The organism is Burkholderia sp. AU45251 (assembly GCF_030482905.1).
GTDB lineage: Bacteria > Pseudomonadota > Gammaproteobacteria > Burkholderiales > Burkholderiaceae > Burkholderia > Burkholderia aenigmatica.
In genome coordinates this window covers 47,882-67,652 of the sequence record NZ_JAUJQH010000031.1, presented here as the reverse complement: position 1 = coordinate 67,652, position 19,771 = coordinate 47,882, and the positions used below count along the sequence as shown (strand labels likewise).

16 protein-coding genes, 1 rRNA gene, 2 pseudogenes and 1 riboswitch are annotated in these 19,771 nt (G+C 66.2%); of the genes and pseudogenes, 11 read left to right on the top strand and 8 right to left on the bottom strand.

Annotation, left to right across the window (positions count from 1 at the left end; genetic code table 11):
- Nucleotides 1–106: ribosomal RNA gene (gene rrf, locus QZM67_RS35220) — 5S ribosomal RNA — on the top strand; the annotation flags it as partial.
- A gap of 546 nt (nt 107–652) precedes the next feature.
- Nucleotides 653–2,077, top strand: a complete 1,425-nt coding sequence (locus QZM67_RS35215) for a DHA2 family efflux MFS transporter permease subunit (protein WP_301810558.1) — start codon at nt 653–655, stop codon at nt 2,075–2,077.
- A 314-nt stretch (nt 2,078–2,391) separates the two neighbouring features.
- On the opposite strand, the gene QZM67_RS35210 is transcribed toward QZM67_RS35215, so the two are convergent.
- The 3 genes from QZM67_RS35210 to QZM67_RS35200 form a co-directional block, all read right to left on the bottom strand.
- Nucleotides 2,392–3,135 carry a 2OG-Fe(II) oxygenase gene (locus QZM67_RS35210; RefSeq protein ID WP_235996088.1) on the bottom strand — a complete coding sequence of 248 codons (744 nt, stop codon included), beginning with the start codon at nt 3,133–3,135 and terminating at the stop codon, nt 2,392–2,394.
- A 330-nt stretch (nt 3,136–3,465) separates the two neighbouring features.
- Nucleotides 3,466–5,058: an inorganic phosphate transporter gene (locus QZM67_RS35205; protein ID WP_301810557.1), complete on the bottom strand. Its 1,593-nt coding sequence runs from the start codon at nt 5,056–5,058 to the stop codon at nt 3,466–3,468.
- A 230-nt stretch (nt 5,059–5,288) separates the two neighbouring features.
- Nucleotides 5,289–5,846 (bottom strand): histidine phosphatase family protein, encoded by a 558-nt coding sequence (locus QZM67_RS35200; protein ID WP_301810555.1) that lies wholly within the window; start codon nt 5,844–5,846, stop codon nt 5,289–5,291.
- A gap of 49 nt (nt 5,847–5,895) precedes the next feature.
- Nucleotides 5,896–6,038, top strand: a riboswitch (cobalamin riboswitch).
- A gap of 32 nt (nt 6,039–6,070) precedes the next feature.
- On the opposite strand from QZM67_RS35200, the gene QZM67_RS35195 reads away from it, so the two are divergent.
- Nucleotides 6,071–6,280, top strand: coding sequence for a CbtB domain-containing protein (locus tag QZM67_RS35195; RefSeq protein ID WP_175023425.1), 210 nt, complete (start codon nt 6,071–6,073; stop codon nt 6,278–6,280).
- Nucleotides 6,281–6,293: 13 nt separating this feature from the next.
- Nucleotides 6,294–7,016 carry a CbtA family protein gene (locus QZM67_RS35190; RefSeq protein ID WP_043180826.1) on the top strand — a complete coding sequence of 241 codons (723 nt, stop codon included), beginning with the start codon at nt 6,294–6,296 and terminating at the stop codon, nt 7,014–7,016.
- A 22-nt stretch (nt 7,017–7,038) separates the two neighbouring features.
- Here the strand turns inward: QZM67_RS35190 and QZM67_RS35185 are convergent, their stop codons facing one another.
- Nucleotides 7,039–7,947: a LysR family transcriptional regulator gene (locus QZM67_RS35185; RefSeq protein ID WP_043180825.1), complete on the bottom strand. Its 909-nt coding sequence runs from the start codon at nt 7,945–7,947 to the stop codon at nt 7,039–7,041.
- A gap of 126 nt (nt 7,948–8,073) precedes the next feature.
- On the opposite strand from QZM67_RS35185, the gene metE reads away from it, so the two are divergent.
- The 4 genes and pseudogenes from metE to QZM67_RS35165 all read left to right on the top strand — a co-directional run.
- Nucleotides 8,074–10,368 carry a 5-methyltetrahydropteroyltriglutamate--homocysteine S-methyltransferase gene (gene metE, locus QZM67_RS35180; protein WP_301810552.1) on the top strand — a complete coding sequence of 765 codons (2,295 nt, stop codon included), beginning with the start codon at nt 8,074–8,076 and terminating at the stop codon, nt 10,366–10,368.
- A gap of 131 nt (nt 10,369–10,499) precedes the next feature.
- A pseudogene (gene glyA / locus QZM67_RS35175) lies at nt 10,500–10,751 on the top strand (serine hydroxymethyltransferase); the annotation flags it as partial.
- Between the two features lie 71 nt (nt 10,752–10,822).
- The gene (locus tag QZM67_RS35170) at nt 10,823–11,116 is read left to right on the top strand and encodes a hypothetical protein (protein WP_235996086.1); all 294 of its coding nucleotides are present in this window, start codon (nt 10,823–10,825) and stop codon (nt 11,114–11,116) included.
- Nucleotides 11,115–11,453 (top strand): annotated as a pseudogene (locus tag QZM67_RS35165) (epoxyqueuosine reductase QueH); the annotation flags it as partial. The gene QZM67_RS35170 and the pseudogene QZM67_RS35165, both read left to right, overlap by 2 nt.
- An 18-nt stretch (nt 11,454–11,471) precedes the next feature.
- Here the strand turns inward: QZM67_RS35165 and QZM67_RS35160 are convergent.
- The 3 genes from QZM67_RS35160 to speB form a co-directional block, all read right to left on the bottom strand.
- Entirely contained in the window at nt 11,472–12,977 is a 1,506-nt protein-coding gene (locus tag QZM67_RS35160) for a cytosine permease (protein WP_301810549.1), read from the bottom strand.
- 172 nt (nt 12,978–13,149) lie between these two features.
- A complete protein-coding gene (locus tag QZM67_RS35155; RefSeq protein WP_175023422.1) occupies nt 13,150–14,478 on the bottom strand; it encodes an MFS transporter in 1,329 nt (442 codons plus the stop codon).
- A 54-nt stretch (nt 14,479–14,532) separates the two neighbouring features.
- Nucleotides 14,533–15,489 carry an agmatinase gene (gene speB, locus QZM67_RS35150; RefSeq protein ID WP_011353980.1) on the bottom strand — a complete coding sequence of 319 codons (957 nt, stop codon included), beginning with the start codon at nt 15,487–15,489 and terminating at the stop codon, nt 14,533–14,535.
- A 139-nt stretch (nt 15,490–15,628) separates the two neighbouring features.
- Between speB and QZM67_RS35145 the strand changes: the two genes are divergently transcribed.
- Nucleotides 15,629–16,540 carry a LysR family transcriptional regulator gene (locus QZM67_RS35145; RefSeq protein ID WP_301810564.1) on the top strand — a complete coding sequence of 304 codons (912 nt, stop codon included), beginning with the start codon at nt 15,629–15,631 and terminating at the stop codon, nt 16,538–16,540.
- Between the two features lie 126 nt (nt 16,541–16,666).
- On the opposite strand, the gene QZM67_RS35140 is transcribed toward QZM67_RS35145, so the two are convergent.
- On the bottom strand, nt 16,667–17,131 hold the full coding sequence (locus QZM67_RS35140) for an Lrp/AsnC family transcriptional regulator (RefSeq protein WP_043180815.1): 465 nt from the start codon (nt 17,129–17,131) through the stop codon (nt 16,667–16,669).
- A 134-nt stretch (nt 17,132–17,265) separates the two neighbouring features.
- Between QZM67_RS35140 and QZM67_RS35135 the strand changes: the two genes are divergently transcribed.
- Together QZM67_RS35135 and QZM67_RS35130 are read left to right on the top strand one after the other, a co-directional pair.
- Nucleotides 17,266–17,892, top strand: coding sequence for a LysE family translocator (locus QZM67_RS35135; RefSeq protein WP_043180813.1), 627 nt, complete (start codon nt 17,266–17,268; stop codon nt 17,890–17,892).
- A gap of 226 nt (nt 17,893–18,118) precedes the next feature.
- Nucleotides 18,119–19,726 carry a protease pro-enzyme activation domain-containing protein gene (locus QZM67_RS35130; protein ID WP_301810546.1) on the top strand — a complete coding sequence of 536 codons (1,608 nt, stop codon included), beginning with the start codon at nt 18,119–18,121 and terminating at the stop codon, nt 19,724–19,726.
- Nucleotides 19,727–19,771 lie beyond the last annotated feature (45 nt).

Below are 19,771 nucleotides of genomic sequence, written 5' to 3'. Positions count from 1 at the left end.
ACCATAGCGAGTCGGTCCCACCCCTTCCCATCCCGAACAGGACCGTGAAACGACTCTACGCCGATGATAGTGCGGATTCCCGTGTGAAAGTAGGTAATCGTCAGGCTCCCTAAGCCAGAAACCCCCGTCCGAAAGGCGGGGGTTTTTGCATTGGCGCGACGGAAATGTGCATGGGGCCGGAAGGGCAGCCTGGCGGGAACTAGGCGCCGAATGAGTCGATCCTGGCACCAGCCGTTCTCGAGCGATCCTCACGCTGCGCGTCTGAAATCACCTAGTGCGTTCCGCTGCACATCACATCAACCCCCCTTCAGTTGGCGCCCAGCTAATGTCGTTCCCTCTAAAAGCGTAGTTGTAATGGGTGACGATGCGCGACGTTCGTCGGAAATGCTCGATGAATGACTGGTTTTGGTGAAATATTTCCTGAGTCATTCATCCTTCGGCGCGTTGCGTCGGCCTGATCGTAGGCGTCATTCGGCGAACGCAATCTGAATTCGTCAAAGAAATCTATGCGCATAAAGTCCGACCGCGCGACATGCTCAGCAGAGCGGGGTGCAAGCTCTTCGGGGTAATATCGCCGTTCGTCCCGATTCCCGGTGCTTCCAGGTACCCGCTGGCGGTCGGTGTCCTCCGTATTCCGTCTCCCGCATCGTTCATGACTGCCCGCTCTGCCCATGGTGATAGGACGACCGACTTCTTGCCGTATCTCGTCGCGGCGACCTTCTTCATGGAGTACCTCGACACGACCGTGATCGCGACTGCGCTGCCGCAGATGGCGAACTCGTTCGGCGTCGGGCCGAACGCACTGAGCCTCGGGATGACGGCCTACATGCTCGCGCTCGCGGTGTTCATCCCGATCAGCGGCTGGATCGCGGACCGATACGGTTCGCGCACGGTGTTCGGCAGCGCGGTCGTCATCTTTACCGGTGCGTCCGTACTGTGCGGGCTGTCCAATGGCGTGGTGACGTTCACGGCCGCGCGGCTGCTGCAAGGCGTCGGCGGGGCGATGATGGTGCCGGTCGGGCGAATGATCGTCGTGCGCAGCACGGAGAAGGCGAAGCTGATGCGCGCGATCGCGACGATCACGTGGCCCGGCATCGTTGCGCCGGTCGTCGGGCCGCCGATCGGCGGTTTCATTACGACCTATGCATCTTGGCGGTGGATCTTCCTGCTGAACGTGCCGTTCGGCATCGCGGCGCTGGTCTGCACGTGGCTGATCGTCCGCAACACGCGCGCCGACGAGCAACGGCCGCTCGACTGGGTCGGCTTCGTGCTCGCGGGCGGTGCGTTGACGTGCCTGTTGATCGGCACCGAAACGGCCGGCCAGCAGGATGCGCAGTTTGCCCGCGCGGGCCTGCTCGTGGGCGCGAGCGTGCTGTTCGGCATCGCCGCCTGGCTGCATGCGCGACGGTGCGAGCATCCGCTGCTCGATTTCACGACGCTGACGGTGCCGACATTCTCGGTCACGGTGATCACCGGCTCGGTCACGCGCATGGCGATCAATGCCGTGCCGTACCTGCTGCCGCTGCTGTTCCAGATTGGCTTCGGGCTGTCGCCGTTCCAGTCCGGCCTGTTGCTGCTCGCCAGTGCGCTTGGCAACCTCGGCATGAAGGCAGGCACGTCGTGGATACTCGACCGCTTCGGCTTCCGGCGCGTCGCACTCGTCGACGTGACGATCGTCGGCTTCTTCACGATTGCGTGCGGGTGGCTGACCGCGTCGACGCCGCTGGCGATCACGCTGCTTGTCGTGTTCGTCTACGGACTGACGCGGTCGATGCAGTTCACGACGCTTGCGACGTTGGCCTATGCGGATATCCCGGCCCAGCAGACGAGTGCCGCCAGCACGCTGTGGAGCGCTGCGCAGCAGATGACGATCGGGATGGGCATCGCGTTCGGCGCGTTGTCGCTGCGGGTGGCGGCGCTGGCGCGCGGCGATGCGACGGGCGTTCACTACGTGCTCGACGATTTCCGCTGGGCGTTCGTCGCCGCGGGCGTACTCGCGTTGCTCACGTTACCGGGATATGCACGGCTGGCGGCCAATGCTGGCGATCGGCTGCGAGCGGGCATGGCGCGCGGGTAAGTCGGCCAGTCGCTCACGTTTGCGCGGCGGTCGTGCGGGTTTTCGTTTCCGCTCGCGCACCTATGGGCGAGGCGCGATTCGGCGTGATGCGCGATTTTCGCGACGATGCCGGTGTGATGCGGGAACTTCCGTGAATTTTCCGCGCTAATCTACCGCCAAGCCGCCAAGCCGCCAAGCCGCCAAGCCGCCAAGCCGCCAAACCGCCAAACCGCCAAACCGCCAAACCGCCAAACCGCCAAACCGCCAAACCGCCAAACCGCCAAACCGCCGAACCGCCGAACCGCATCGCCGTTCCCCGTGCGTGGCGATAGACGTCACTGCGCATCGTGAAAGATGATGCCGACCGTATGACGATGACCGGCCCGGATGCGGCTCACGCCGTGACGCAGGTTGACGCGGTAGACGCCGCGCGTGCCCTGCACCGGTCTGCCATGGACCGCGAAAATGACCGCGTCGCCTTGTGTCAGCGGCACCACTTCCGCACGCGACTGCATGCGCGGCCGCTGTTCCGTCAGGACGAACTCCCCGCCCGTGAAATCGCGCCCCGGCGCAGACAGCAGGATGGCGACCTGGAGCGGGAACACGTGCTCGCCGTAGAGATCCTGATGGAGGCAGTTATAGTCGTCCGGGCCGTATTGCAGGATCAGCGGGGTTGGCCGTGTCTGTCCCGCTGCGTGGCAACGATCGAGGAAGCTCGCATGGTCGTCGGGATACCGGGCGTCGATGCCGAGCGCCTGGTTCCAGCGATTCGCGATCGGCGCGAGATGCGGGTAGATCGTCGCACGCAACTCGGCAATGAGCGGAGGCAGCGGATAGGCGAAATACTTGTATTCGCCGCGCCCGAAGCCATGCCGCGCCATGACGACGCGCGATCGGTAGAGCCCGTCATCCGGATAGCGCGACGCGAGCGCATCGCAGTCGTGCGCGGACAGCAGGCCCGGCACGCACGCGCATCCGTGGCGATCCAGTTCGGCAGCGACGGCTGCCCAGTCGAGCGCGTTCGTGCGTTGTGCGATGTCGTCGGATTCGACCGCGGGCTGCGGATCGGTACGAGACACCGACTGGCTTCGCTGCGCGGCAGGCGGCATGAATAGAGGCAGCGAAGCGGTGTCCGGTGGCGTTGCGCGCATGATGGGATCCACGATGAGAGTCGATGGCCCCAGTCTAATGTCGCACGTATCCCGATGCGCTCCAGATCTTGCGCTTCAATTCGAAGGGGGAGCGTGCGTGTCCCGCGAAGAAGCCAGGTGGTGCGACACCGGCCGATGCGAAGCGCGGTTCAGTGGAGCCGGGGAGCCGGGGAGCCGGGTGCGCTTCAGCGGAAAAGCAAGGGTCGAGTCTGCACGAGGCGAGGCGGCCGGCTTTCACCGACCGCCGTCGCCGCTCGTTCAGGCCACCGACCGGAACAGCCAGTAGAGCCCGCCGGCAAGCACGATCGACGCCGGCAGCGTCAGCACCCACGCCAGCACGAGGCTGCGCACCGTGCCCCATTGCAGCCCCGAGCCGTTCGCCGCCATCGTGCCCGCGACGCCAGACGACAGCACATGGGTCGTCGACACGGGCAATCCGTACACATCGGCCGCGCCGATCGTGAGCATCGCGACGAGTTCGGCCGACGCGCCCTGTCCGTACGTCAGATGCTGCTTGCCGATTTTCTCGCCGACGGTCACGACGATCCGCTTCCAGCCGACCATCGTGCCGAGCCCCAGTGCAATCGCGACCGCAACCTTCACCCACGTCGGAATGAACTTGGTCGCGTGGTCGAGCTGCTTGCGATAGTTGTCGATCGCGAGCTTGTCGTCGGGGGCGAGCGCGGGCTGCCCGGATTTCTTGATCAGGCGGATTGCTTCGGACACCAGATACATCGTGTTGCGTACGTTGTCGATGTCGCGTTGGGGCACGGCCGCCATCGAGCCCGACGCGCCGACCGCGGTCGCGAGCGACGTGGACAATTGCTGAACGGCGGGAATCACGGCCGGCGTCAGCTCGCGATGCTGTACGTAAAGCTCGACGTCGGCGCGCGGGTTCGCGGACGGTGCGACGCCGTTCGTGTACTTCCCGAACGTCGCGGCTGCCTGGTTCGCGACCGCGACGAACGTCTGCGTCTCGGCCGGCGTGACGGCCTTGTTCAACGCATAGGCGGTCGGCACCGTGCCGATCAGGATCAGCATGATGAGGCCCATCCCTTTCTGCCCGTCGTTCGAACCGTGCGCGAACGACACGCCCGTGCAGGTCAGGATCAGCAGGCAGCGAATCCAGAACGGCGGCGGCTGATCCTTCGGCGGCTCCTTGTACAACTCCGGAATCCGCACGAGGGCTTTCAGCACGAGCAGCAGCAGCGCTGCACAGAGGAAGCCGACGATCGGCGAGAACAGCAGCGACTTGCCGACGCCGAGCGCCTGGCCCCAGTCGACGCCGCTCGTGCCGGACGGCCCGTGCATCAGCTGGTTCATCAGCCCGACGCCGATGATCGACCCGATCAGCGTATGCGAGCTCGACGACGGCAACCCGAAGTACCAGGTTGCGAGGTTCCACACGATCGCGGCGATCAGCAGCGCGAACACCATCGCGAAGCCCGCGCCGCTGCCGACCTGCAGGATCAGCTCGACCGGCAGCAGTTGCAGGATGCCGAACGCGACGGCGCCGCTCGAGATCATCACGCCGAGGAAGTTCCATAGGCCCGACCAGATCACCGCGACGTTCGGCGTCAGCGAGTGCGTATAGATCACGGTCGCGACCGCATTCGCGGTGTCGTGGAAACCGTTGACGAATTCGAAGCCGAGCGCGATCAGCAGTGCAGCGCCGAGCATCAGGTACGGGAACAGCGATCCTTCGCGCATCGGCGATAGATCGTCGATCAGGTGTGTGGCGATATAGACCGCACCGATCGCGAGCACCAGCAGGAAGACGGCGTAGCCGAGCTGCCTGGTGCGCTCGACGGAACCCGGACTGTTCGGGGTGGACGAAGCAGGTTGATTCATGACGGTATCTCGTAAGGGAACCGCGACCGATCCTAGCTTCGGCTAGCAGTCAGTTTGATGACAGTAGAGATGGCGAACAGTGGGGCTTGCGGCGACGTAAGGTGAACATCGCCATGCGATTGCGATACGACACAACACGTCGGCTGGCGTCGTGGTCCATTTCGCGAACGCAACACGGCAGGAGGCTAGGCGCCAGTGTCGCGCCGATCGCCGTTGCGCGTTGCGCAACGTCAGTCCGCGATCAACATCCAGCCGTGCGGCGACGCAGCGAATGTCGTGCACGATAGCGGCGCCACGTCGATGCGGGTTGCCGCGCCGGAATCCATCCGCAGCGCATGCGCGACGGCCGCACGCACGATCGGCGCATGCGTGATGGCGACGATGTCTCGGCCGTGTTGCAGCGCGTTCAACCATGTGCCGACGCGGCGCATGGCTGCATCGAACGATTCGCCGCCGTGCGGCGACGCCAACGGATCGCCGATCCACGCGCCCAGTTCGTCAGGCTGGTCGCGCGCGAGGTCGCGCAGCCGCTTGCCGCGCCAGTTTCGGTAGTCGATGTCGCGCAGCGCGTCGTCGATGTCGGCGTGCAGGCCGAGCGCATCGGCGGTCTGCACCGCACAGCGCGCCGGGCTGCTCAGCACGAGCGAGCCGGCGACGTCCGTCCACCGGTCGCGTAGCGCCGCGGCGTCGGCGAGCCCGTGCGTGTCGAGCGGATCGTCGTCGGGGAACGTGCCGGTGCGCATCGCCCGGGTCGATGCGTGTGCAATCAGGCGCAGCGAGGCATGCATGTTTGTGGGTTGTCGGGGAAGCCGGGACGGGCGCGTTCGCCCATTTTTCGCCGCTTCAACACGCGAACGTTCGCGCGTACAATTCGCCCGATACGAAACGCGGAAGCCGGTTGAATTCCGGCGCGGTCGCGCCACTGTAACCGGTGATCCATGATCCCGGAAGCCAGACCTGCCTTCGTACCCATCCAACATTTGTCGGGGCGCGATTCCCCTGAGGTGCATCCATGAGCGAAGCAGTGCTGAAGCCGGCGGTCGTACCGGCGCCCATTCCCGTCCGTGAACTGTTGCCGTGGGCCGTGTTCGTCGGCCTGATCCTGTTGCTCGCGATTTATTTCGTCGGCGCGGAACAAGGCGCAACGTCGCTCGTGCCGGGCATGGTCGTGCACGAGTTCGTCCACGACGGCCGCCATCTGCTCGGCTTTCCCTGCCACTGACGCGGAGTTCACGATGGTCGGAAAGCTGCTCATGCGCGGGATGCTCGCAGGCATCGCCGCAGGCCTCCTCACGTTCGGTTTCGCGAAAATCGTCGGCGAACCGCAAGTCGATCAGGCGATCTCCTTCGAAGAAAAACTCGACGCCGCCAAGGGCGATGCGCCGGAACCCGAGCTGGTGAGCCGCCACACGCAGGCCGGCTTCGGCCTGCTGACGGGCGTCGTGACCTATGGCGCGGCGTTCGGCGGGCTGTTCTCGCTGGTCTTTGCATATGCTTATGGCCGCGGCAGCCGTCTCCCGGCACGACCGCTGGCCGCGTGGCTCGCGCTGGCGGCGTTCATCGCGCTCGTGATCGTGCCGAACATCAAGTACCCGGCCAATCCGCCGTCGGTTGGAGACCCCGACACGATCGGCTATCGCACGGGCCTGTTCTTCCTGATGATTGCGATCTCGATCGCGACGATGGTGTTCTCGGTCAGCGTGCGCCGCCATCTGCTGGCGAAGCTCGGGCAATGGAACGCGTCGATCGTCGCGGGGCTCGTGTTCATCGTGATCATCGCGGCCGTGCAGCTCGGGCTGCCGTCGATCAACGAAGTGCCGGCTGCTTTCCCGGCCGTCGTGCTGTGGAAGTTCCGCGCCGCGGCGATCGGCATGCAGGTGATCATGTGGACGACGATCGGCCTGCTGTTCGGCGCATGGGTCGAGCGCGGCGAACGTATCGGCATGCGCGCCGCCTGACGCGCACTGCAACGGGGCGCGCCTAGCGCAGCATGCGCGGCGCGCTCCACGTCGATTCGCGCGCCAGCGCGACGAACGCGGCCAGATAGTCGATCGACGCATCCGCCTCGCGGATGCCGAGGAAGATCTGTTTCGCGATCCCCTTCTTGCCGAGCTTGACCGGCACGACCGGCATCCGGTCGGCGTATTCGTCGGCCAGCCATCTCGGCAGCGCGGCCACGCCGCGCCCGCTCGCCACCATCTGCAACATGATGTCGGTCGTCTCGATCGACTTGTGCCGCTTCGGCACGATGCCGGCCGGCGTCAGGAACTGGTTGTAGATGTCGAGCCGGTCGGTTTCGACCGGATAGGTGATCAGGATTTCGTCGGTCAGCTGCTCGGGCGTCACGTAATCGGCGTTGGCGAAACGGTGTGCGTCCGCGACCACCAGCACCTGCTCGTAGTCGAACACGGGGTCGAAGCGCAGCCCCGGCTTGTTCAGCGGATCGGGCGTCACGAGCACGTCGATGTCGTAGCCGAACAGCGCGCCGATCCCGCCGAACTGGAAGCGCTGCTTCACGTCGACGTCGACGTCGGGCCAGCGCGACAGGTACGGCGACACGACCTTCAGCAGCCACTGGTAGCACGGGTGGCACTCCATCCCGATACGCAGCGTGCCGCGCTCGCCCTTCGCGTACTGCTTCATCCGCTCCTCGGCCAGCTCGAACTGCGGCAGCAGCCGGTTCGCCAGCTTCAGCAGATACTGCCCGCCCTGCGTCAGCCGCAGGCCACGCCCCTCGCGATCCCAGATCGGCGTGCCGAGCTGCTGCTCGATTTTCCGGACGGTATGGCTGAGCGCCGATTGCGTGAGGTGCAGCGCGTTGGCGGCCGCAGTCAGCGAGCCCTGGCGCTCGACTTCACGAATGACGACGAGATGGAATCGTTCCAGCATGGTTATCGCTCATCCTGCATGTGCATGAACAAATTTAATGGATGAATGAAATAATGCCATTTTATTTCATGGTTTGAAATACCTATCATGGTTGCCGGACCTTCACTACCCCTGGACGGCAGCGCCATGGTTACGACACACAATCTCGGTTTCCCGCGCATCGGCGCCAAGCGCGAACTCAAGTTCGGCCTCGAACGCTACTGGAAGGGCGAATCGTCGCGCGACGAACTGAAGGCGCTCGGCGCGCAACTGCGCGAGCGTCACTGGCACGACCAGCGCGACCTCGATCTCGCGCCGGTCGGCGACTTCGCGTTCTACGACCAGGTGCTCGACATGAGCTTCGCGCTCGGCAACCTGCCGAAGCGCGTGCAAGGCTTCCACGGCGATGCGCTCGACAACTATTTCCGTGTGGCGCGCGGCCGTTCGGCGCAGTCGGAGGAAGCGCACGCAGCGTGCTGCGGCGGCGTCGCGGCCGGCGAAATGACGAAGTGGTTCGACACGAACTATCACTACATCGTCCCGGAATTCCACGCCGACACGAACTTCTCGCTCGACCCGTCGCGCCTGCTGCAGCAACTCGCCGAAGCGAAGGCGCAGGGCGTGAAGGCGAAGCCGGTGATCATCGGCCCTGTCACGTACCTGTGGCTCGGCAAGGCGAAGGACGACTCGGATCGCCTCGCGCTGCTGCAGAAGCTGCTGCCGGTGTATGGCGCGCTGCTCGACACACTGACCGCACAGGGCGTCGAATGGGTGCAGATCGACGAACCGATCCTCGTGACCGAGCTCGACGCCGAATGGCAGCAAGCGTTCAAGACCGCGTACGCGGCGCTCGAGACGCGCCGGATCAAGGTGCTGCTCGCGACGTATTTCGGCCAGTTGCAGGGCAACCTGGCGCTCGCCGCGTCGCTGCCGGTCGACGGCCTGCACATCGATGCGATCAACGCCCGTGACGAAATCGACGCGCTGGTGCGCGAACTGCCGGCGGAGCGCGTGCTGTCGGTCGGTGCGATCAACGGCCGCAACATCTGGAAGGCGGACCTGAACGCCGCGCTCGACTGGCTCGAGCCGCTCGCGACCCAACTGGGCAGCCGTCTGTGGCTCGCGCCGTCGTGCTCACTGCTGCACGTGCCGGTCGATCTCGCGAGCGAAGAGAAGCTCGACGCCGAAATCCGCGCGTGGCTCGCATTCGCGCTGCAGAAGCTCGACGAACTGAAGGTGCTCGCGACCGCACTGAACCAGGGCCGCGACAAGGTGGCCGATGCGCTGGCCGCGAACACCGCCGCGATCCAGTCGCGCCGTCATTCGCCGCGCGTGAACAACCCGGCGGTGAAGGCTGCGATCGCCCGGATCGATGCGCAGCTCGGCAACCGCGTGAGCCCCTATACGCAGCGCGCGCCGAAGCAGTCGGCACGCCTGAACCTGCCGGCGTTCCCGACGACGACGATCGGCTCGTTCCCGCAGACCGGCGAAATCCGCCAGGCCCGCAGCCAGTTCAAGGCCGGCGCGCTGGATGAAGCAGGCTACCGCGCGGCGATGCAGGCTGAAATCGAACGCAGCGTGCGCGAGCAGGAAGCGCTGGAGCTCGACGTGCTCGTGCACGGCGAAGCCGAGCGTAACGACATGGTCGAATACTTCGGCGAGCAGCTCGACGGCTACGCGTTCAGCCAGTTCGGCTGGGTACAGTCGTACGGTTCGCGCTGCGTGAAACCGCCGATCCTGTTCGGCGACATCAGCCGCCCAAAGGCGATGACGGTCGAGTGGATCACGTATGCGCAGTCGCTGACGAACAAGCCGATGAAGGGCATGCTGACCGGCCCCGTGACGATCCTGAACTGGTCGTTCGTGCGTGACGACCAGCCGCGCTCGGTGTCGTGCTACCAGCTCGCGCTGGCGATCCGCGAGGAAGTGCTCGATCTCGAGAAGGCCGGTGTGCGCGTGATCCAGATCGACGAGGCCGCGCTGCGCGAAGGGCTGCCGCTGCGCCGTGCGCAGTGGGGCGAATACCTGAAGTGGGCGGTCGAATCGTTCCGCATCACCGCGAACGGTGTGCAGGACGATACGCAGATCCACACGCACATGTGTTATTCGGAGTTCAACGACATCATCGCGTCGATCGCCGACATGGATGCGGACGTGATCACGATCGAGACGTCGCGCTCGGACATGGAGCTGCTCGACGCGTTCGACAACTTCAAGTATCCGAACGAAATCGGGCCGGGCGTGTACGACATCCACTCGCCGAACATTCCGACGCAGGATCACGTCGTCAGCCTGATGAAGAAGGCGGCCGAGCGGATTCCAGCGGAACGCCTGTGGGTGAACCCGGACTGCGGCCTGAAGACGCGCCAGTGGGCGGAAGTGATTCCGGCGCTGACGAACATGGTCGCCGCCGCGAAGACGCTGCGCAACCAGATGCAGTAACGCGCGAACGCTGCGTGCCTGCTGCCCGGATCGATGATCCGGCGGCGGGTGTCGCACCGATCGGGATCGTCCCGGGCAGGCCACGGGACGTGTCGCTTCCCCTGCTTGTATTGTTGGATCCCCTTCCTGCCATGTTCGAACGCAGCCACTACCCGCTCGACCCGACCGCCCCGGAACTGTTCGATGCCATCCAGGAAGAAAACCGCCGCCAGGAAGCTCACATCGAGCTGATCGCGTCGGAAAACTACGCGAGCCCGGCCGTGATGGCCGCGCAGGGTTCGCCGCTCACGAACAAGTACGCGGAAGGTTATCCGGACAAGCGCTATTGCGGCGGTTGCGAGTACGTCGACGTCGTCGAGCAGTTGGCGATCGAGTGCGTGCGCAGGTCGCCGAGCTGACCAAACGTTTCCCGATGTATTCGTGACAGCACGCTGAGGAGGGCAAGGTGAGAAATGTGGAAAACGACGCGATCGAACGGCTGCTGAAGTCGCTTGACGACGACAGCGACGATTGCCAGGCGATGTACGAAGAGGTCGGCCGTGCAGTGGTGGACCGGCTGCGGCGGACCGATCGGGATGCGTTGCGTACCATTGCCCGCGCGTGGGTTGAATGCGATGAAGCACAAGCCGCGTTGCTCGACCTGGATTTTTTTTCTATGGAGCTTGGCGCGGCGAAGGAACGTGGCGAGCTGGCCGACGCCATGCTGCGCAATGTGGTCGGGAAAGTCGTTTTCAAGGATCCGACATGATTACGATTACGACGACTGGTTCGCGCGTGTGCGCGGGATGGCGCACGAGCCCGCGTGCGGCGTGCGCTGCAAGATGTGCTTCGACGTGCGTTTCGAGCGCACCGCGCGCTATCCGGGGTCGATATCCCGGGAATACAGCTGGCGCTAGGGCGGCGGCTCGGCACGCATGATCGAGATCAGAAAGCGCGAGACGTTTTATCAGCAGGAGTACTGCGGATGTGCGCATTCGCTACGCGATACCAACCTGCAGCGCGAGGCGAACGGTCGTGAGGCGATCGGGGGTGGCGCGACGTATTACACGAAGGACGCGCCTGAAGTCGGCAATCCAGAACGCTGACGATTGCCGCTTGCTTCGTCACATGCCCTGGTGTCCGGGCGTGCCGGTCGGTGCGTCAGGGGGCGGCGTTGCCGCGATCACCTGGCGCTCATGGTCCAGATCGAGCGAGCGGGACAGTAGCCAGTACACGCCCCCCGCGACGACCAGGCCGACGAGCCAGGCGATATCCACGCCACCGAGCAGGCGTGCGAACGGGCCGACGAAGATCTCGCGGTTCGCTTCGGCATCGACGATCGAGAAGAACGGCACCATCGCCCCGAAGCCGACCAGGTACGAGACGATGCCGCGCGGCTGCCAGGCGCCGTACAGACCGCCCGGCGTGAAGAAATGCGCGATCGCATAGTGGCCGCGTCGCACGAAGAAATAGTCGACGAGGTTCACCGCGGTCCACGGCACGAGGAAGTAGAGCATCAGCGTCAGGAACGTTTGCAGCAGCGCGATGCCGTTGCCGCGGATCGCGAACACGCACGCGAGTACGAACGTGCTGATCGCGACAATCGATGCGACGCGCGCGCGGCGCGTCGGCCGGATCGACACGATCGAGTCGATACCGGTAAGCACGGTCAGCATCGCGCTGTATGCGTTGAGCGCGATGATCGGCAGGAAGCCGACGAGCGACACGATCGCGATCAGCTTGCCGAGGCCCGGCACGAGCGACGCGCCGACGTCGTTCATCGCGACCAGTGCGTCCGCCGCGTGCAGCTTCTGCGCGAGCCACGCGCCGAGCCCGATCATCCAGGTGCCCGACAGCGATGCACCGGCGAAGATCACCGCGATCAGCTTCGCGCGGCTGGTGTGTTTCGGCAGATAGCGCGAATAGTCGGACACGTAGGGCGCATACGAAATGTTGTAGCTGGCGGCGATCGCAAACTGTGTGGCGAACCCGATCCAGTTGAAGCCTGGTGCGACGGCGGGTGAGGCGGCCGGTGCCGGTGCCGGCGCCGCGTGACCGAACGCGAGCGCGAGCGTGACGAGCGCATAGAGCGGCAGCGTCGCGATCAGTGCCCACGTGAAGGTCCGGTGCATCAGGTCGTGCCCGTAGATCGCGAGCAGCGCGCCGGTCGCGACGGCCGCGATAGCGACGAAACCGCCGTCGATCCCGAACACGTTGTGCACGCCGTCGACCAGCAGCGATACGTTGACGACGTTGAAGCCGACGAACACGAACAGCGTCGCGAGCAGCGCGACGATCACGCCGCGATAGCCGAATTGCGCACGAGACTGGATCATCTGCGGCAGCCCCATCTCGGGGCCCTGCGAGCCGTGAAACGCCATGAAGATCGTGCCGAACATGATCCCGAGCGCGCCCGCGAGCGTCGTCCAGCCGGCGGACAGGCCCATGCCGGGCCCGACGAAGCCGATCGAGATCGTGAAGAAATGGAAGTTGCCGAGGAACCAGAACGGCCCCTGGCTCGTGAGCTTCGCGTGGCGTTCGTGTTCCGGAATGTAGTCGATCGAGTGGTGCTCGATCGCCAGGCCGGCCGATTCGGTGTGGCCGAGATCGAGCGTGTCGGGGCGGTTCATGGCGGTCGTGTCTCCTGGGTCGCACGCGACTCGGCAAGGCGGCCGCGTGCGCCTGCCTGCCGCGACGCCGTCGAGGCAGGCGATGAATGTGGGGTGAGGCAGGCGGTGCGGCGCACCGCCGGGCTGCCTAATGAAAAACGGGCAGGCGAGGTTGCCTGCCCGTTGCGGGACGTTACGCGGTGCGCGCGCCGCGCGGCAGCGGCACTTCTTCCTTCCGGCTCGGCGCACCCGCATCGTCGATGCTGACGCGGCGTGAGATCAGCCACACGCACAGCGACGACAGGAGCGCGGCACTCGTGTACTGGAGCGCGAGCGGCCACCATTGCGGTGCGGTGTTCTGCGCGATGATGGTCGCGACCAGCGGCGTGAGGCCGCCGGCGAGTGCGCCGCACACCTGGTACGCGATCGAGATCGCCGTGTAGCGGATCCGCGCGACGAAGATGCCGCTGACGAAGCCCGCGACCACCGCGTAGTAGCCCGATTCCGCGAGCGTCGCGAGGCCGACGCCGACCGTGATCGACAGCGGCGTGCCCATATGCACGAGCGGCAGCATCAGGAACGGGACGATCGCGGCCCATGCGCCGGTGATCAGCAGCACGCGCGTGGTGCCGAAGCGCTGCGCGAGGAACGCGGCCGCGAGCTGCACGACGAACTGCAGCACCGCGACGATCGTCATGCAATGCAGCACCATCGACCGGTCGAGCGACAGGAACTGCGTCGCGTAGCTGATCATGAAGATGTTGCTGAAATACACGCCGGCGATGCCATACACGTTCGCGCCGATCGCGAGCAGCAGCAGCGGCCAGTACTTGAGCGCTTCGCGCAGCGGTTTTTGCGCGATGTTGCCACTTTTCTTGATCTCTTCGAACTCGGGCGATTCCGACACGCTCGCACGGATCACGAAGCCGACGATCAGCAGCACGGAGCTCGCAAGGAACGGCACGCGCCAGCCCCAGCTCATCATGTCTTCCTTCGACAGCGTGCTGATCGCGCCGAACGCGAGCATCGACAGGATCAGGCCGCTCGCGCTGCCGAGCTGCGCGAACGATGCGAAGAACGTGCGCTTGCCTTCCGGCGCATGCTCACCGGCGAGCAGCACCGCGCCGCCCCATTCGCCGCCCACCGCGATGCCTTGCAGCACGCGCATCAGCACGAGCAGGATCGGTGCGATCACACCGGCCTGCGCATGGGTCGGCAGCAGGCCGATCGCGACCGTCGACACGGCCATCAGCATCAGCGTTGCAAGCAACGAGCGCTTGCGGCCGAAGCGGTCGCCGAGATAGCCGAACATCACGCCGCCGAGCGGCCGCGCGAAGAAGCCGACCGCGAACGAGCCGAACGACGCGAGCAGGCTGATGAAGCGGTTTTCGCCGGGAAAGAACAGCGGCCCGAACACGATGGCGGCGGCGGTCGCGTAGCTATAGAAGTCGTACCACTCGATCGTGGTGCCGACGAACGACGCGAGCGCCGCCCGCTTGGGTTGCTTGACGGAAGTCCCCATCTTGATATGTGCTCCTCTGGAATCCTTTGATTTGGAATAGTCGTGGCGCGGGGATCAGTCGCGGTAGGCGACGCCCGGCAGCACGCACAGCAGTTCGTATGCGAGGTTCGCGCCGAGCAGCGCCGTGGTGCCGAACGGGTCGTACGGCGGCGCGACTTCGACGAGATCGCAGCCGACGATGTTCAAGCCCTTCGCGCCGCGGATGATCTCGAGCGCCTGCGGCACCGTGAGGCCCGCGATTTCCGGCGTGCCGGTGCCCGGCGCGTAGGCCGGGTCGATGCCGTCGATGTCGAAGCTGATGTAGACGGGCGTGTCGCCGACGCGCGCGCGCACTTCTTCCATCAGCGGCGCGAGCGACTTGTTCCAGCATTCCTCGGCCTGGACGACGCGGAAGCCCTGCTCGCGGCACCAGTCGAAATCCTCGGCGGCGTAGCCCGTGCCGCGCAGGCCGATCTGCGTGACCTTGTCGCCGTGCAGCAGGCCTTCCTCGACCGCGCGGCGGAACGGCGTGCCGTGCGCGATCTTTTCGCCCATCATCGTGTCGTTTACGTCGGCGTGTGCATCGACGTGGATCAATGCAACCTTGCCGTGCTTGCGGTGGATCGCGCGCAGGATCGGCAGCGCGATCGTATGGTCGCCGCCGAGCGTGATCGGCTTGCAGTCGTGCTCGAGGATCGCGTCGTACGCGGCTTCGATGCGCGCGATGGAATCGTGCAGGTTGTACGGATTGATCGCGACGTCGCCGATGTCGGCGATCTGCAGCGAATCGAACGGCGCGGCGCGCGTGGCCATGTTGTACGGGCGCAGCAGCACGGATTCGGTGCGGATCTGGCGCGGGCCGAAGCGCGCGCCGGTGCGGTTGGAGGTGCCGAGATCGAACGGCACGCCGACGAAACAGGCGTCGAGGCCTTCGGCGCTCGCCACGTGCGGCAGGCGCATCATCGTCGCGATGCCGCCGCAGCGCGGCATTTCATTGCCGCCGAGCGGCTGGAAATGGGTGTGGTCGTTCATGGGCTGTCTCTTCCGATGTGGGGTTGCCGTATCATGCGACGCGGCTTGGCGCACAGTTTTACGCGCTCAGCCGGGAAAGAAGAATGCGAAGATATCGACGTAAACATCGATTTTCATCGATGTATGGAAGGGGATGAGCGTGCTGGGGAATCTGTCGACCCTTGATCTGCGGTTGATCCGCGTGTTTCTCGCGGTCACGGACGCAGGCGGCGTATCGGCCGCGCAGGCGGTGCTGAACGTCGGGCAGTCGACGATCAGCGCGCAGCTGTCGTCGCTCGAGACGCGGCTCGGCTACCGGCTCTGCGAGCGCGGCCGCAGCGGCTTCCGGCTCACGCCGAAGGGCGAGCGGTTCCATGCGATGAGCCGCAAGCTGCTCGCGGCGCTCGACGAATTCGGGATGGCCGCGCGGCACATGGACCGCCAGCTGGTCGGCACGCTGCACATCGGCCTGATCGGCCATACGCCGGTCAGCCAGAACGCGCGGATCGCCGAGGCGATCGCCGCGTTCCGCACCCGCGACGAGGCCGTGCGTTTCTCGATCTCCGTGCGCGCGCCGGGCGATCTCGAGGAAAAACTGCTGAGCGACGAGATCCAGATCGCGGTCGGCTACTTCTGGCACCGGGTGCCGTCGCTGCACTACACGCCGCTGTTCATCGAGCGCCAGGTCGCGTACTGCGGCCGTGGCCATCCGCTGTTCGACGGCGCTGGCACGTTGACGCCGGCCGACGTCGCGGGCTTCGAATGGGCGTGGCGCTCGTATCCGCTGCCTGAAGCGCAGATGTCGACGACGCCCGACCGCGTGACCGCGACCGCCGACAACATGGAGGCCGTTGCGCTACTGATCCTGTCCGGCCACCACCTCGGCTATCTGCCGCAGCACTTCGCGGCGCCGTACGTCGCGCAGGGGCTGCTCACGCCACTCAATCCGGAGCAGTTGCGCTACGACGTGACGTTCCACATGGTCGTCGCGCGCAATGGGCGCGGCAATCCGCTCGTGGAGGCCTTTCTCGAGGATCTCGAACGCGCGCACCAGCCGCCCGACATCGCGTAGGCCGCCGGCATCAACAATGTGGAGGAGTGTTGCGGCAGCGTGCCCCGACGCGGCCCACATCGATCGGCGTCGAAGTGACGAACCGGCCGCAGGGTGCGGCTTGCGTGTGCGGTCCGCCCGCAGGCATCACGGTACCGGCAGCCCCGCGTCATGCTTGACCTCGCGCAGCGACAGCGCCGATTCGATCGACGTCACGCCGGGCAGCATCCGCAGCGATTCGCGCAGGAACGTGCCGTAATCGTCGAGATCGCGCGCCACCACCTGCAGCAGATAGTCGGCGGTGCCCGCCACGTTGTGGCACGCCAGGATCCGCTCGATGCCGAGCACTTCCCGCTCGAAGCGGTCGGCGGTCTTGCGGTCGTGTGTCGCGAACCGCACGAGCACGAACGCCACGACGCCGAAGCCGAGTGCCTGGCGCGACAGCTGCGCGCGGTAGCGCTCGATGTAGCCGTCGGTTTCGAGGCGCTTCAGGCGCCGCGCGCAAGGGGTCTCGGAGAGGCCCACGGTGTCGGCGAGGCGGGCAATCGGCAGGCGGCCGTCGCGCTGCACCGCGGCAAGGATGGCGCGGTCGGTTTTGTCGAGTTCGGTCATGTTGGCGGATTCCTGGTGCGGATTCGGTGATTGTGGCGGATTCCCCTGCAGATCGCCAATCCTGAGCCAAAGATGGCCAATAATCCCTCGTCCTCTGGCGGCAACATATCGTCGTAAGAGGACAGGGGCAGACCATGATTTCCACGCATTTGCTGTTGATTTATCTCGCCGCGCTGGCGGCCATCTATGCGGTGCCGGGGCCGGACATGGCGCTGGTGCTGCAGACCAGCATCGGCCGCGGCGTGCGGCCGGGGATGGCGGCGGCGGCCGGCCTGTCGCTCGCGCGCACCGCGCACGTGACGCTGTCCGCCTGCGGCGTCGCGGCGCTGATCCGCAGCGCGCCGTGGCTGTACGAAGTGATCCGTTACGGCGGCGCGCTCTATCTCGCCTATGTCGCGATCCAGGTGTTCCGTTCGCCGGTGTTCGCACTCGGCGACGGCGACGCGGCGGCCTCGGCGGGCGAACTGCGCCAGTCGTTCGTGAAGGGCCTGCTCACCAACCTGCTGAACCCGAAGGCGCTGCTGTTCTGCTCGGTGCTGCTGCCGCAGTTCGTGCGCCCCGAGGCCGGGCCGGTCGTGTTGCAGATGTTCGAGCTGGGCGCGCTGCTGGTGGCGGCTGGCGTGTGCTTCGACCTCGCGTGCGTGTTCGGCGCGTCGCGGATCGCCGCGTGGATGCGCGCGCATCCGCTTGCGCAGACGGTGCAGCGCTGGACGTTTTCCGCGGCGCTGATCGGCTTTGCGCTGCGCCTGTCGATGGACTGAGCGCCGATGCGGCGTCGCGCCGCCGCACCGGATGGAGGCCGTGCGCAACGCCGGCCCGCGCGTGTGCCCCGTCGCAGAAGGGCGTGCGCGCAAATCGTCTGACTGTTCTAAACTCCCTGTTACTTCGCGCTGCGCGAACCCGACCGACCGAACGGAACCGTCTCCCGCCGGCCCTGTCCGATTTCCTGGCTGTTCCGTGCAACGCGGTACCAAGGAGGGTCTGAACATGGCAAGGCATCTTCACGCCGACCGTGAACCCCGCATCGTCGCCGAGTCCAAGTGCCTCGGCCCGTGCGATCCGGCAGAACGCATCCACGTCACGATCATGTTGCGGCGGCAGGAAGAAGGGCAACTCGATACGCTGCTTCACCAGCTCGCCACCGGCGACGCGCAAGCGAAACCGGTGTCGCGCGAAACCTTCGCGCAACGCTTTTCCGCCAATCCCGACGACATTCGCAAGGCCGAGGACTTCGCACGTCGTCACCAGTTGACGGTCGATCGCGTCGATCCGGTCGAAAGCGTCGTCGTGCTGTCCGGCACGATCCAGCAGTTCGAAGCCGCGTTCGGCGTCAAGCTCGAGCGCTTCGAGCATCAGTCGATCGGCCAGTATCGCGGCCGCTCCGGCCCGATCGCGCTGCCCGATGATCTCGGCGACGCCGTCACGGCCGTGCTCGGCCTCGACAGCCGCCCGCAGGCGCGGCCGCACTTTCGGCTGCGTCCGCCGTTCAAGCCCGCGCGCGGCGGTGCGGCGGGTGTCACGTTCACCCCGATCCAGCTGGCGTCGCTGTATGGCTTTCCGGCCGGCGACGGCGCCGGGCAATGTATCGCGATCATCGAGCTCGGCGGCGGCTACCGCGCGGCGGACATCCAGCAGTATTTCCGCGGGCTCGGCATCACGACGCCGCCGACGCTCGTCGACGTGAACGTCGGCACCGGCCGCAACACGCCGACCGGCGACCCGAGCGGCCCGGACGGCGAAGTCGCGCTCGACATCGAAATCGCCGGTGCGATCGCGCCGGCCGCGAAGATCGCCGTCTACTTCGCGGCGAACAGCGACGCGGGCTTCATCCAGGCCGTCAACGCGGCCGTCAGCGATACGACCAACAAGCCATCGGTGATCTCGATCAGCTGGGGCGGCCCGGAGGCGATCTGGCAGACGCAGTCCGCGCAGGCGTTCAACCGTGTGCTGCAGGCGGCGGCTGCGCAGGGCATCACGGTGTGCGCGGCATCCGGCGACAGCGGCTCGGGCGACGGGCTGCAGGACGGCGCCGATCATGTCGACTTCCCCGCCTCGAGCCCGTACGTGCTCGGCTGCGGCGGCACGCAGCTCGACGCGCTACCCGGGCAGGGCATCCGCAGCGAGGTCACGTGGAACGACGAGGCGGCCGGCGGCGGCGCGGGCGGGGGCGGCGTCAGCACGCTGTTCGACCTGCCGGCGTGGCAGCAGGGGCTGAACGTCACGCGCGCCGACGGCAGCAGCACACCGCTCGCGAAGCGCGGCGTGCCGGACGTCGCCGGCGATGCGTCGCCGCAGACGGGCTACGAAGTGTCGATCGCGGGCACGGCCACGGTGATGGGCGGCACGAGCGCGGTCGCGCCGCTGTGGGCCGCACTGATCGCGCGGATCAATGTGGCGGCGAGTGCGGCGGCGGGCGGTGCGACTGCCGGCTGGGTCAACCCGGTGCTCTACAAGCATCCGGGCGCGCTGCGCGACATCACGCAGGGCTCGAACGGCACGTATGCGGCCGCGCAGGGCTGGGATGCATGCACGGGCCTCGGCAGCCCGAACGGTGCGCAGCTCGCCGCGATCCTGACGCGCAAGCCGTCGAGCTGACGGCCGCGGGTCACGTCTTTCCGTATGGCGCGGGCGGCCTGCCCG